The sequence below is a fragment of the Geomonas limicola genome, from assembly GCF_014193675.1.
GTDB lineage: Bacteria > Desulfobacterota > Desulfuromonadia > Geobacterales > Geobacteraceae > Geomonas > Geomonas limicola.
On sequence record NZ_BLXZ01000011.1, the window covers coordinates 19,326 to 32,849 of the forward strand.

A 13,524-nucleotide genomic window follows, 5' to 3' on the forward strand; every position below is an offset into this window, starting at 1 on the left:
ACGGAGGGATGCAGAACATGGGAACGGTAATCAGCTTTCAAGAAAGGCGAGATGCTGCAACAGCAAGAACTGGGTTAAGGTCTGCAATAGAATCACGACTGAGCCGTAATGGCCACGCCCCTGAAACCATTTGTCTCAAGGCATCTGAAGTCATGGCCATATATGATAGGTACCCAGCAAAAGATGCCGTTTTTAATGTCGAGCTCGACAGTAGCTTATTTGGCTTTCTTACCGAAGCGCAGGTCCAAATTCTGTCTGACGAGTTCAGTAGGCATCTGAACTTGGTGGTCCAGCCTCTTAGGGAAGCCGTTGGTGAGGCGATTCAGCTTAAGCTGGAAGTACTCGATCTTCTCAGGGGTTAACAGCAGATTTAGGAGCTTCCCTTTGAGTAAAGAGCATGACTCCATAATGGCCCAGTTCAAGTACCAAGGCGCCTTGGACGCGTTTAATACCTTTGCCTCAAGATTCAATGCGCTTACTCCAGCGGCGCAAGAACGTCTGATTGCAGAGGTATCATTCAAAGTCTTCCGCAAAAGCCGGGCAAAGCGCAAAACTTGACTGCCCGGGGAGGGTTTCTCCCCCCTTCCCCCTTCGCTGTTGGGAGGGGCAGATTGATTATATATCCTGGAGGGGGACTGTGGATGTATTACAGGTGCTGTTGACGGCTGAACAGAAACACAATGACGGGGCCCTGGCGCCAAGTGTGGCTTGCCACAGGGAACTGGGTCTGACGTCTGCGGGAAAAGATCAGGGGAAGAAGGGTCATAGGTCATGCCGCGGGTCCTTCCAGCGACCTTGAGCCTTGCGGGTAATTGTACCCCCGGTGTTTGTGTCCGCATAAAATTTGTGAATGTGCTGGAATAATGGAGTTTTCGGTACTGGAATTACCTACTTAGATCCTGAGGTTATTTTACATGGTAACAGTTCGAAGCTTAGTTTTGGAATTGCTCGACGAATTTACCGTCGACCACCTCAATGAAGGTGCCTGTCGCGCCTGGTTCCTTCGCAAACTTCACCCAGATGGTGCAATCTGTCCCCAATGTGGTCAGCCTGTTGTAAGCACCAAGAGGCTTGAGACATTCTGGGCTATGGGACGCGTTCAATGTTGTAACTGCACCCGGTCATTTTCAGCAGTCACGGGCACTGTCCTGAATGGGCTAGGAATAGAGTTCCGGGCCCTCTACCTTCTTCTATTTATGGTTGGCTGTGAAGTATCACCTCGGAAAGTAGCTCGACAACTTGGGATTTCTACTGCTGCCGCTTATCTGTGGGCGCAGAAGGCAAAACACTTGAGTTGTAACGGGGGGGACCTTCCCCTATGAGCGGTTCCATTGGGCAGGACCCTTTCTATGACCGGTCTCTTGTAGAGGACCGGATCCGCCTTGAGAACGATTCCCTTGCTGACCTGGATAAGTCTGAGGATGTTCCTGCACCTCTAATCACCCCCCAGTTTATCAGGGACTGCCTGGGTAACAACGAGCGGGGGGACGGTGTGCTGTACGCTACGCTCCATCGAGGGAAGTACGTATGTAACCTCAAAGAGCGCGATGCCACCAAAGATCGTGGCGTGTGGTACGTCTTCAATGGTGTGCATTGGGAGCTGGATAAGCGCTACCTGGCGCACAATGCCGTAGAAGAGGTCGCAGTGCTTTATGACCAGGAGGCACAGAAACTGGTGCCGGCACTCGAGGAGGCATACAACAACCTCACGGAGGCTAACCTCCGAGTCTCGCAAGCCAACAAAAAGGCAAAAGTGGCTGAGCGCAACAAGATAGCTGCTCTTAAGTCTGAAAACAAGGAATTGGAACTATCCTCCGAGATCCTTAAGGCGGAAGCCGATGCAGAAGGTTTAGCCGCAGAAGCAGAAGTGCTGAGTCTGAAGGGTGCATACGCCAAGTTGAAGGCGGAGAAAAAGGAGCTCGAGTCAAGGGTTGACAGGCTCCGTTCTGCTAGTGGTATTGAGAGGACCCTTACGCACGCGCATAGGATTGGTCCTAGAGATTCGCTGGCCGTGATCGGGCACGAATTTGATCAGAAACCTTGGCTCTTGCCTTGCCTCAATGGGGTGATCGATCTCCAGACGGGGATGCTCTACAAGGGCAAACCGCAGGACTACCTCTTACGGGCAGTTCCGTTTGAATACAACTACGCTCCTGATTTCCTCAAGAACGGTAATAAGTCCCCTTGTCCGACCTGGGACCACTTCTTCGGAGAGATCCACCAAGAAGATCCTGAGGTCATCTCATTTGTTCAGCGGATCCTCGGCTATGGGATTACAGGCCTTACCACAGAACATTGGTTCCCCGTATTCATCGGGGCTGGTCGTAACGGTAAAGGTACTATGTTCGAGGTTATCAAGCAGATACTGGGGGAACTGGCCTGGGCGATCCAGCCGGAGATGCTCCTGGAACAAAAGAACTCTAGAAGCTCGGTAGGGCCTTCCGCTGACCTTGTTTCGTTGTATGGTCGACGTTTTGTGATTGCCTCTGAGACCGACGAGGGGCGCAAAATTTCTACCGCGATGGTGAAACGCTTGACCGGAGGCGACTCCCTTACTGTCCGGGCACCCTTTGACAAGTATGAGTGGGGCTACACCCCAACTCACAGCATTTATCTGTACACCAACGATCCACCTTGGGGGCTCACCAAGGATTTCGCCATGCGCCAGCGGCTAGCCATGATTGAATATCCGCTTCGTTACGTGGACGCCCCAGATCAGGAGCGGAAAGACGACCCCGCGCGTGCAAACCTGTACCGATTGAAGGACAAGGGGCTCATGGAGAAACTTCGTAAAGAGTACCCTGGGATTCTCCAGGCGCTCGTCCGTTGGTGTCTATTGTGGCAAAGGGATGGTCTCCAACTGCCGGACAAGCTGCGCGACACTCTGCATGAGCGGGTCCGCGAGGAGGACACACTAGGGCAGTTCTTCGATGAGTGCATAAATCGGACTGACGACAATGACCACTGGGTGACCTTCAAACAGCTTTACGGTCATTTCCTTAAATGGTGGGAGGAGTATAACGGAGGCGGAAGAGCCAAACCCCATAGCAAGAAGGCTTTTGGCCACTATCTGAAGGAGGTGCTTTGTCTTTCCTGCGACAGTAGCAACGGTCGCCGCTATTTTGGGCTCAGAATCAAAGATGAGTATGCCTTCTCGGAATGATCTCGCATTTGTGTCTGATGGCCTATCGGGGAGGGGGCGGGCGGAACGATGGAACGATTACGGAACGATATTTTTTACATCGTTCCGCGTGCAAACAGCTGGAGTGACGGCCTAAATTCAGTTTACGGAACGATGGAACGATTATTTTGTACGCACGCACGTGCGGAAATGTTCACGCAAAAAAACAAACAAAGCTTAAATTAACAACTCTACTCTTTATCCATAATATCATTAGATAATCGTTCCATCATTCCATAAAAAGATTTTCAATCTATAAAATTAGCACTTTAGGTAATGGAACGATTATGGAACGGTACGGAACGATGGAACGATAGTATTTATTGAGGCTGCTGTGACCCTTTTTGATCTCCTGCGAGAAAAGAACATTGGGCCTTATCGGAAAGTAGGTTCACGATATGTTGGTCCCTGCCCTATCTGTGGAGGCTCTAGCGACACCAATAGATTCGTTACCAAGCTAGGCAGCGATACCGGGAAATGCTTTTCCTGTGGATGGGGAGGCAATACCGTCCGACTCCTCCGGCACCTTGAAGGAATTGGGTGTAAGGAAGCCCACAAACGCTTGGACCTGAAATGTGAAAACGCCTCCTGCCCTTGCTATGAAAAATGTCGGAAGCAGGATGGCATACGCAGGACTCATAGTTCATCTGTTTCGGCCATCCATTCTGAACGTGATAGATTTGCTCCTGCAGATCCCCGCACGCCCGAAGAGCGCTGGCAGCGCTCAGCTCTCGACCTGGTAGTATCTGCTCATAGCCGTTTAGTTGAAAACCAGGAAGCACTTGCATCCCTGGCAGAGCGAGGGCTTGACCAGGAGGCAGTGCACAAGTATAGACTTGGTTGGTTAGATGGAGAGCGCGGCATGTCCTGCATTTTCCGCCCTCGGTCAAGTTGGGGGCTCGAGGAGAGGCTTGACGGAAAAACTGGCAAGCCTACAAAGCTGTGGATTCCTCGCGGCTATGTTATTCCATCAATCATGCCCGACGGCTCTATCAACAGGATAAGGATTCGTCGCCCCCCAGAAGACCTCCGTGATAAAAACGATCCGAAGTACATCGCAATAGAAGGCGGCGGAAACTCCCTCCGTAGCTTGAACGATCGCGCGCGAGCTCAGATGGTGCTTGAAAGTGACCTTGATGCTCTGCTGGTTGACCACCTAGCGGGTGATGTTGTGGGAGCAATCCCATTGACGACCTGCGGTGTGAGACCGGATACAGTGATTTTTCCAGTGCTGTCTCAAGCAGCTTTGATATTGGTCTCTCTGGATTCCGACCCGATATCTACTGATCTCACGAGCCAAAGAGTAAAAGGCGGTGGGCCGATTCATTCGCTGTGGTGGAAACAGCACTTCCAGAACTCTCTGCGCTGGCCGGTGCCGATGGGAAAAGACCCCGGGGAAGCATTCAAGGCGGGTATTGATATTCGTGCTTGGGTGCTTGACGCTCTCCCGATCTCTCTACATCCAGCGCAGCGAGTTTGTGAAAAACATTCGGCGCTAGTTTTCGACTCCGACATTGCTCATGGTGAGATACGGGCGGCCACCCGCAGAATAAGCTCAGCCTGCCCTGCCGGAGCGTTTGATTGGCTTGGGGTTCATCGTCCTGTCGAAATTCGACGCATAAAGGCTTTGTGCCAGGAGGTAGAAGAGGCGTTTGCGGCAGCGGATGCCGTCCGATTCCGGGAGGCTTTACGGACTTGGGAGATGGTTCACCTCGCTGCTTGGCAGCTAGTTCCGGGTGCGGAACGAACACCGCATTAATTTCTGTCATTAGTAATAGGGGGGGTGGGACAAAAGTGAGACAGGATCTCTTGGGGCCTATCGCACGGGAAGGTCTACATGAACATTAATTACATTAAATTTGATGCATTGTGTCTCTAATGCGTGTAAATTGTTGCGGCGAAAGATAGCCGTTACCAGTCGAAGCCAAAGGAGACCACCCGATGGGCTTTTTTTCAGAGTATCTCGCTTCACAGTTACATCAGGACCCAATACGGTTGCTTGCTGAACGTAAACTCCAACTGTCACGGATCTCCGCCCTTCGGGGAGGAAGGGATATTCTGGTTTACGCTGGAGACATTAATGCCTCTGACCAACCAACTCAAATCGGGTACGAAGATTTATTGCCTTTTGGGGACCAACTGGCGAATCTTAACGGCAAAGCAATAGACATTATCGTTGAGACGCCTGGTGGATACGCTGAAGTAGTTGAAGATATAGTGAGAATCGTCCGAAACAAGTACTCAGATTTCGCAATAATCGTTCCAGGGTGGGCTAAGAGCGCAGGGACAATCTTAGCAATGGCTGCCGACGAAATTTTGATGGGGCCAATGTCGGCACTTGGGCCGATTGATGCGCAGATGCAATGGCAGGGGAAAAGGTTTTCTGCGGGCGAGTTGTTAGATGGGATGACAAAAATTAAAGATGAGGTCCTCGCGAAAGGCTTTTTAAGCCAAGCCTACATTCCCCTTTTACAGGGCATCTCACCAGGAGAACTACAGCGTGCCGAAAATGCGCAGCAATTCTCGCAAACACTGGTAAAAGACTGGCTCGTGAAGTTTAAGTTCAAAAACTGGCACACCCATTCGAGCACAGGTGCTCCTGTAACTGAAGAAGATAAGAAACAAAGAGCTGAGGACATTGCCGCCCTTCTGTGCGACCATGCCAAGTGGCTGACACATGGCAGATCTTTGAAGATAGAAGACCTACGGAAAATGAAGCTCGAAATTGCAGATTACTCCGTGAATACTGCCCTGGCAGAGGCGATCCGGAGATATCATGTGCTCCTCCAAATGACTTTCCAACTGGGTCACTTTAAAATCTTCGAAACCACCTCCAGTCAAATCGTCAGGTCTGTGCAGAAAAACGCCCCGGTATTTCCGGCGTTAGCTCCCCCTGGTGGTCAAGGTTCGATGGCCGAAATAGAAGTGCTTTGCCCCGCGTGTGGGACCCAAGCCAAATTACAAGCTAGCCAACCTGGTACCCCTCTAAAACCAGGCAATCTAAATTTCCCCGTAGAGAACGCGTTCCCATGCCCGAAATGTGGTTTTATGCATGACTTAGCACAAGTTAGAGCCCAATTGAAAACGATGGGCCTTGGTGTATAAATTACGCGCTACCTTAACTTTTTTATCCTGACTGACGATAAGGATTATGTTATCATTGCCCCACCTGGAGGAGAAAATGGAGACATCGGAAAGATTTAAGATTCTGTTTGAGGCGTTGCCCCCCATTGAGGTTACAACTACTACGGTATATCAGGAGTGCGAGGCGATCAGCAGACTTCGCGCGATTGTTGAAGGGGTCATGGCGCCCACCTCCACTACTACCTATTCAACGTAAGCTTAGCCTCTGCTGCTGGCAGGCAGGCCTGCTCCAACCTGTTTTAAAAACGCCCCATCGGTCCCGAGGGGCGTTTTTTATTTTAGGGGGCGGCGGCCCAGGTTCTTAGCAGCCTGACTGATTACCATGCACAATAAACCAAGTGTATAGTAATGGGAGGGGGCAGTATGGTGGATCGATTGCTCGACACCCTTGAGGCGGCAAAACTTCTTGCCACTGCTGAACAGACTCTTCGGATCTGGCGTGTTCAGGGCAAAGGACCAAAGTTTGTAAAACTGGGTCGGGCTGTCCGTTACAGGGAAAGCGACATTGCCGCGTTCATCAAGTCTTTAGAGACGACATAAAACACGAGCACAAAGCGTTGGCATCCCAGTTTGGCCACGGTAGCAGGCCGCCTCCCTCTTCTGGAGAAGAACTTCCAAGTCTCTTTCCCTTGGCAGGTCATTATCGAGGCTTTCTCGGATAGATTCCTTTTTTTGCGGCCGCTTCAAGGAAGGCCTGCCGACGCGCCGCAAATGATTCTGGGGCAACAGGGGGCTCACCTTGAAGGAAAGGTGAATGTGATAGAAGGAGGGGGGCCAGCAGTGTGACGACTTCTTTAGCAATAGCCACATGGTCTTCGTGATCAAGTTGCATATTTAGCCTCACTAGGGTGACACTATAGAGCCACTACAAAGAGCTTACCTATTTTTTAGCGTATAATTGCCTAGAGTTATGAGCTTTGGACTTGAAACCCAATATCGAGGCGTTTAATTCTCATCGGGTGGGCATAGTAGCAGAGAGCGGGTTTTACTGCAAAGGCAAAGATGACAAGGGCTGACAGCCGGTTCGTGGATCAGGTCCGCGCTGCAGTTCGAGCTTCCCATCCGGGCTTTTAATTCAAAGTTCAGCTCAGAAAACTGGTTCCGGAAGCTGCCGCATCCCCGCCTGCACTCCCCCCGGGAGACCGGGACCAAGATGGCTCACCCGAAGCGCCTTTTCTCGAGTAGATACGCAAAGAGGCACGGTTTCCCGTGCCTCTTTGGCTACTGCTGTAATTTTTACGAAGATTACTCTTCAGTCTTCTCTTCGGCCGGAGCTTCAACCGCTTCCGCAGCGGCCGGAGCTTCTTCGACTGCCGGAGCAACCGCGGCGACCGGAGCTGCCTTCTCGACCTTGGCAGCCTTCGGAGCAGCCGGCTTAGCAGCTTTCTTCGGCTTCATCTCTGCTTCCACCAGTTCAATGATGGAGACCGGTGCGTTGTCGCCCGGACGGATGCCCAGCTTGATGATCCGGGTGTAACCACCCTGACGCTCGGCGTACATCGGTGCGATTTCGGTGAAGAGCTTGGTCACGACCTTCTTGTCGCGGATGTAGGCAGCTGCAAGCCTGGTCGCGTGAAGGTCACCCTTCTTACCGAGGGTGATCATACGCTCGGCGATGGAACGGAGCTCTTTCGCCTTAGCGTCGGTCGTGGTGATCTTTCCGTGCTCGAGAAAGGACGTCACCATGTTCCTGAACATGGCGATCCTGTGGCTTGTGGTCCTGCCTAATCTTCTACCCGCGCTGTTGTGACGCATATCAATTCACTTCCTTTTATCTAAAAGTAAAGTCTTACAAGACTATTCTTCTTTCTGCTCGCCTCTCAGGCGCCTCATGATCTCCGGGTCGGGGAAGTTTTCCAGCTTCATTCCCAGGGTGAGTCCCATATCGACCAGGATGTCCTTGATCTCGTTGAGCGACTTGCGGCCTAAGTTCTGGGTTTTCAGCATTTCGGCTTCGCTTCTGGAAACCAGTTCGCCGATCAGCTTGATTCCGGCATTCTTCAGGCAGTTGGCCGAACGGACCGAGAGCTCGAGTTCGTCTACCGAGCGATAGAGGTTCTCGTTGAAGCGCTCGCGCTCCTCTTCCGGCTCCGCCTCTTCCTGCGGTTCCACATCCTCATCGAAGTTGATGAAGATGGAGAGCTGGTCCTTCAGGATCTTGGAGGCAAAAGCCACCGCGTCCTGCGGCTTCACCGAACCGTCGGTCCAGACTTCGATGGTCAGCTTGTCGTAGTCGGTGATCTGGCCTACGCGAGCGTTGGTGACGGTAAAGTTGACCTTGTAGACCGGGGAGAAAATTGCGTCGATGGGAATGGTTCCCACCGGTGCCTTCTCGTCGCGGTTACGGTCTGCCGGGACGTAGCCCTTGCCAACCTTGACCACCAGGTCCATCTCCAGGTTCGCGTCCTTGGAGCAGGTCGCGATGTGGTGTTCGGGGTTCAGGATCTCAACGTTGTTGTCGGTGAGGATGTCCTTCGCCTTCACCACCCCTTCGCCCTTCTGGACGATGCGGATCATCCGGGGCTCGTTGCCGTGGACCTTGAGACGTACACCCTTCAGGTTCAGGATGATGTCGGTCATGTCCTCGGTGACGCCGGGAACCGCGGAGAACTCGTGCAGCACCCCTTTGGCCTTCACCGAGACGATGGCGGCACCCTGGAGGCTGGAGAGGAGAACCCGGCGCAGTCCGGTGCCGAGGGTGGTGCCGAACCCCCTTTCAAAGGGCTCGGCGTAGAACTTACCGTATGTATTAGTGAGCGATTCTGTCTCAACCTGAAGTTTCTTCGGCCTGATCAGATCGCGCCAATTTTTATACATTTAGATCCCCCTGTATAGGTTGTAGTTCAGCCTTTACTTGGAGTAGAGCTCGACGATCAACTGCTCCTGAATCGGCATGGTGATGTCTTCGCGTACCGGCAGCAGCTTCACGGTGCCTTTGAAGGCGTCCTTGTCCAGCTCCAGCCACTGCGGAATACCCCTGCGAACTACTGCCTCGAGAGATTCGGTGATGCTTGCGACCTTGCGGCTCTTCTCGCGCAGCTGCAGCACATCGCCAGCTTTAACCTGGATGGACGGGATGTTTGCCTTCCGGCCGTTCAGGGTGAAGTGGCTGTGGCGCACCAGCTGACGTGCTTCCGTACGGGAAGCGGCGAAGCCGAGACGGTAGATGACGTTGTCGAGCCTGCGCTCGAGCAGGAACAACAGGTTTTCGCCGGTGACACCCTTCATCCGGTCTGCGGACTCGAAGTAACCGCGGAACTGGTTCTCCAGGATGCCGTAGATGCGACGCACCTTCTGTTTTTCACGCAACTGAACGCCGTAATCAGAAACTTTTACGCGACCCTGACCATGCTGGCCCGGCGGATAGCTCCTTCTCTTAATGGCACACTTGTCAGTGTAGCAACGCTCGCCTTTAAGAAAAAGTTCCGTGCCTTCCCGCCTGCACAGCCTGCATGAGGGTCCTGTATACCTAGCCAATGAAGACCTCCTTGAATCCTAACTGATAGTTCCGTAACTCTAGTACCGACGCGTGTCCGGACTAGACTCTTCTTCTCTTCGGGGGACGGCAGCCGTTGTGCGGAATCGGCGTGACGTCGCGGATGAAGCTGACGGCAAAGCCGGCAGCCTGCAGGGCGCGCAGTGCGGACTCGCGGCCGGAGCCGGGGCCCTTCACGTAGACCTCGATGGTGCGCATGCCATGCTCCTGGGCCTTCTTCGCGGCATCCTCTGCAGCCATCTGCGCTGCAAACGGGGTGCTCTTGCGGGAACCCTTGAAGCCCTTGGCACCAGAGGTGCACCAGGCGACCACGTTACCGACCGGGTCGGTGATGGTGATCATGGTATTGTTGAAGGTAGCCTGAATGTGGGCCACCCCAGTGGGGATATTCTTTTTCTCTTTTTTCTTCTTTACGACCTTCTTAGCCGGGCTCGCCATTATCCCTCCAGATTATTTCTTCTTGCCAGCGACCGTACGAGCCGGCCCTTTCCTGGTGCGTGCGTTGGTCTTGGTGCGCTGACCGCGGCAGGGCAGACCTTTCCTGTGACGGAGACCGCGGTAGCAGCCGAGATCCATCAGACGCTTGATGCTCATAGAGATGTCACGGCGCAGGTCGCCCTCAACCTTGACACTCTTGTCGATGTAATCCCTGATCTTGGAGACTTCCGCCTCGGTCAGGTTGTCACAACGGGTGTTGAAGTCCACACCGGTTGCTTTCAGGATTTCCTGGGAAAGAGACCTTCCGATACCGTAAATGTAGGTAAGGGCGATCTCGATTCTTTTATTTTTGGGTAGGTCTACCCCTGCGATACGTGCCAATGCCCGCTCCTCCTAATAGTTGCTCTTAACCCTGTCTCTGGGAATGCTTGGGAATGTCGCAGATAACACGCACGATCCCTTTACGCTTAACAATTTTGCACTTTACACAGATCTTCTTTACCGATGCACGAACCTTCATAGTTCACTTCCTCTCAAAACGTAGTGCCGTTCTTATAATCGTGAAAGTATCAGCGGGCCGTTGTCAGTTACCGCCACCGTGTGCTCGAAGTGGGCCGAGAGCCCGCCGTCGCAGGTGACTGCCGTCCAACCGTCCTGCAAAACCTTTACATCGAAACCCTTCTCGTTGATCATCGGCTCGATGGCGAGCACCATGCCGGCCTTGAGCTTGGGACCTTTGCCGGGAGCGCCGAAGTTGGGGATCTGCGGCCCCTCGTGCAGCTCTTTCCCGATACCATGTCCTACGAAGTCGCGCACCACGGAGAAGCCGTGCTTCTCGACGTGTGCCTGGACCGCGTGGGAGACGTCCGAAAGCCGGTGTTCGGTGTCGGCCATCTCGATTGCCTTGTAGAGCGACTCCTCAGTGACCCGGATCAGCTTGGCCGCCTGGGGCGAGATCTCGCCAACCGGGACGGTGATCGCCGCGTCTCCGTAGAAGCCGCCGTAGATCACACCGAAGTCGAGGCTCACGATGTCGCCGGCGTTCAGTACCCGACCGGAAGGCATTCCGTGAACCACCTGCTCGTTCACCGAGCAGCAAAGCGAATAGGGAAAGCCGCTGTAACCCTTGAAGGCCGGCTTCGCCTTCCGTTTCAGCGTTTCCTTCTCGGCGAAGGTATCGAGCTCGAGGAGCGTGACACCCGGTGCAACTATTTCTTTGAGGCCGGCCAGGATCTCGGCGACCATCCTGCTGGCCACCGCCATCTTCTGGATCTCGGCAGGCGATTTGAGTACGATCACGACTTAGGCCTGAATCTGGGTGAGGATCGCGCCCTGAACCCCGTCTACCGTGCCGAGGCCGTCAACCGAGCGCAGCAGTCCGAAGCCCTGGTAGTAGGCGATGAGCGGTGCAGTCTGCTCGTCGTACACCTTGAGGCGGTTCAGGATGGTGGCTTCCTTGTCGTCCTCACGCTGGTACAGCTCACCCGCGCATGCGTCGCACACGCCGACCACCTTGGGAGGTGCAAACTCAACGTGGTACACTGCGCCGCACTTTGCGCAGGCACGGCGACCGGTGAGGCGCTTCAGGAGCTCCTGCTGATCAACCGAGAGCGAGACCACGTGGTCGATGGCCCGCCCCTGCCGCGACAGCACACCCTTGAGAGCGTCTGCCTGACCGACGGTACGCGGAAAGCCATCCAGGATGAAGCCCGGAGCGCAGTCCGACTGAGCCAAACGCTCCTCGACGATGCCGATCACCACCTCGTCAGGGACCAGGGCACCGGCGTCCATGAACCCCTTGGCCTTGACCCCCATCGGGGTGAGGTCTTTAACGGCAGCCCGCAGAATATCGCCAGTGGATATCTGCGGGATGCCGAACCTGTCTATTAACAGTTTTGCTTGGGTTCCCTTGCCGACGCCCGGGGGCCCAAGAAGGATCAGATTCATGGCGAGTCCTATTTGCGCCCTTGAATCCGGACGCCCTTCATGAAACCTTCGTAGCTGCGGGTGATCAGGTGCGCCTCGATCTGCGACAGGGTATCCATGCCGACGCCCACGGCGATCAGCAGGGAAGTGCCGCCGAAGTAGAAGGGAAGGTTAAACTTTCCGATCAGGATCGAGGGGAGTACACAGATAACCGAGATATAGATGGCACCAGCGAAGGTCAGCTTGGTCAGCACCGAGTCAAGGAAGTCTGAGGTCTCTTTGCCCGGCCGGATCCCCGGCACGTAGCCACCCTGCTTCTTCACGTTGTCTGCGACGTCAACCGGGTTGAAAGTCACAGCCGTGTAGAAATAGCAGAAAAATACGATGAAGGCAACAAAAAATATCTCATAGAGCCAGTTGCCCGGCGTCAACTTCTTGGAGGCCTGCTGCACCCAGGGGACGTTGATGAAGTTGCCAACCGTCGCAGGGAACATGATGATGGAGGAGGCGAAGATCGGCGGGATAACGCCTGCCATGTTCACCTTGAGCGGCAGGTGCGAGCTCTGCGCCCCCATGGTCTTCAGGCCGACCACCCGTTTGGCGTAGTGAATCGGGATGCGCCGCTGGCCGCGCTCGATGAATACCACCGCAGCGATCACCAGGAACATCACCGCAGCCACGAACACCAGGGCCAGGAGGTTCATCTCACCGGTCTTGATGAGCCGGAAGCTGTTGCCGATCGCGGTCGGGATGCGCGCCACGATGCCGGCAAAGATGATCAGCGAGATGCCGTTGCCGATCCCCTTCTCGGACATCTGCTCGCCCAGCCACATGATGAACGCGGTGCCGGCGGTCAGCGTGAGCACGGTCATGAGGCGGAAGCCCCACCCCGGACTCGGCACAACCATCTCGCCGGCGGGACCGCGCATCGCCTCGAGGCCGATGGAGATACCGAAGCCCTGCACCACCGACAGCACGATGGTGCCGTAGCGGGTGTACTGGATGATCTTCTTGCGGCCGGCGTCACCTTCCTTGGAAAGCTTCTCGACGGCCGGAAGTACCACGGTCAAGAGCTGGAAGATGATCGAGGAGGAGATGTACGGCATGATGCCGAGGGCGAAGACCGTCAACTTCTCGAGTGCCCCGCCAGAAAACATGTCGAACATCCCGAGCAGGGTACCCTGGGCAGCCTTGAAGAAGTGCGACAAGGCCTGTGCGTCGATACCCGGGGTCGGAATGTGACAACCAACACGGTAGACGGCCAGCATGGCCAGGGAGAACAAGACTTTCTTTTTGAGTTCCGGGATCTTGAAAATGTTCTGGAAGGCTTCTATCACAG

15 protein-coding genes are annotated in these 13,524 nt (G+C 54.3%); 6 read left to right on the forward strand and 9 right to left on the reverse strand.

The features are described from left to right. The first annotated feature begins 17 nt into the window (after window positions 1–17). From H7688_RS20980 to H7688_RS21005, 6 genes are all read left to right on the forward strand, one after another. Window positions 18–362, forward strand: coding sequence for a hypothetical protein (locus tag H7688_RS20980; RefSeq protein ID WP_183363224.1), 345 nt, complete (start codon window positions 18–20; stop codon window positions 360–362). A 46-nt stretch (window positions 363–408) separates the two neighbouring features. Next, window positions 409–558, forward strand: coding sequence for a hypothetical protein (locus H7688_RS20985; protein WP_183363225.1), 150 nt, complete (start codon window positions 409–411; stop codon window positions 556–558). 760 nt (window positions 559–1,318) lie between these two features. Next, a complete protein-coding gene (locus H7688_RS20990; protein WP_183356788.1) occupies window positions 1,319–3,163 on the forward strand; it encodes a phage/plasmid primase, P4 family in 1,845 nt (614 codons plus the stop codon). An 880-nt stretch (window positions 3,164–4,043) separates the two neighbouring features. Beyond that, on the forward strand, window positions 4,044–4,940 hold the full coding sequence (locus H7688_RS20995; RefSeq protein WP_183363226.1) for a hypothetical protein: 897 nt from the start codon (window positions 4,044–4,046) through the stop codon (window positions 4,938–4,940). 182 nt (window positions 4,941–5,122) lie between these two features. Further along, the gene (locus H7688_RS21000) at window positions 5,123–6,286 is read left to right on the forward strand and encodes an SDH family Clp fold serine proteinase (RefSeq protein WP_183356786.1); all 1,164 of its coding nucleotides are present in this window, start codon (window positions 5,123–5,125) and stop codon (window positions 6,284–6,286) included. A gap of 402 nt (window positions 6,287–6,688) precedes the next feature. After that, window positions 6,689–6,865: a helix-turn-helix transcriptional regulator gene (locus H7688_RS21005; RefSeq protein WP_183356785.1), complete on the forward strand. Its 177-nt coding sequence runs from the start codon at window positions 6,689–6,691 to the stop codon at window positions 6,863–6,865. A gap of 705 nt (window positions 6,866–7,570) precedes the next feature. Here H7688_RS21005 and rplQ read toward each other — a convergent pair. From rplQ to secY, 9 genes are all read right to left on the reverse strand, one after another. Continuing rightward, window positions 7,571–8,080: a 50S ribosomal protein L17 gene (rplQ, locus tag H7688_RS21010; protein WP_183363227.1), complete on the reverse strand. Its 510-nt coding sequence runs from the start codon at window positions 8,078–8,080 to the stop codon at window positions 7,571–7,573. Between the two features lie 42 nt (window positions 8,081–8,122). After that, window positions 8,123–9,142 (reverse strand): DNA-directed RNA polymerase subunit alpha, encoded by a 1,020-nt coding sequence (locus H7688_RS21015; protein WP_183363228.1) that lies wholly within the window; start codon window positions 9,140–9,142, stop codon window positions 8,123–8,125. A gap of 33 nt (window positions 9,143–9,175) precedes the next feature. Beyond that, window positions 9,176–9,802: a 30S ribosomal protein S4 gene (gene rpsD / locus H7688_RS21020; RefSeq protein WP_183363229.1), complete on the reverse strand. Its 627-nt coding sequence runs from the start codon at window positions 9,800–9,802 to the stop codon at window positions 9,176–9,178. A gap of 61 nt (window positions 9,803–9,863) precedes the next feature. Beyond that, entirely contained in the window at window positions 9,864–10,259 is a 396-nt protein-coding gene (rpsK, locus tag H7688_RS21025; RefSeq protein WP_183356781.1) for a 30S ribosomal protein S11, read from the reverse strand. Between the two features lie 12 nt (window positions 10,260–10,271). Beyond that, window positions 10,272–10,640, reverse strand: coding sequence for a 30S ribosomal protein S13 (gene rpsM / locus H7688_RS21030; protein WP_183363230.1), 369 nt, complete (start codon window positions 10,638–10,640; stop codon window positions 10,272–10,274). A gap of 25 nt (window positions 10,641–10,665) precedes the next feature. Further along, window positions 10,666–10,779, reverse strand: coding sequence for a 50S ribosomal protein L36 (rpmJ, locus tag H7688_RS21035; protein WP_183356779.1), 114 nt, complete (start codon window positions 10,777–10,779; stop codon window positions 10,666–10,668). A 32-nt stretch (window positions 10,780–10,811) separates the two neighbouring features. Beyond that, window positions 10,812–11,558 (reverse strand): type I methionyl aminopeptidase, encoded by a 747-nt coding sequence (map, locus tag H7688_RS21040; protein ID WP_183363231.1) that lies wholly within the window; start codon window positions 11,556–11,558, stop codon window positions 10,812–10,814. Window positions 11,559–11,561: 3 nt separating this feature from the next. Beyond that, a complete protein-coding gene (locus H7688_RS21045) occupies window positions 11,562–12,206 on the reverse strand; it encodes an adenylate kinase (protein ID WP_183363232.1) in 645 nt (214 codons plus the stop codon). 8 nt (window positions 12,207–12,214) lie between these two features. After that, window positions 12,215–13,522 carry a preprotein translocase subunit SecY gene (gene secY / locus H7688_RS21050; protein ID WP_183363233.1) on the reverse strand — a complete coding sequence of 436 codons (1,308 nt, stop codon included), beginning with the start codon at window positions 13,520–13,522 and terminating at the stop codon, window positions 12,215–12,217. Window positions 13,523–13,524 lie beyond the last annotated feature (2 nt).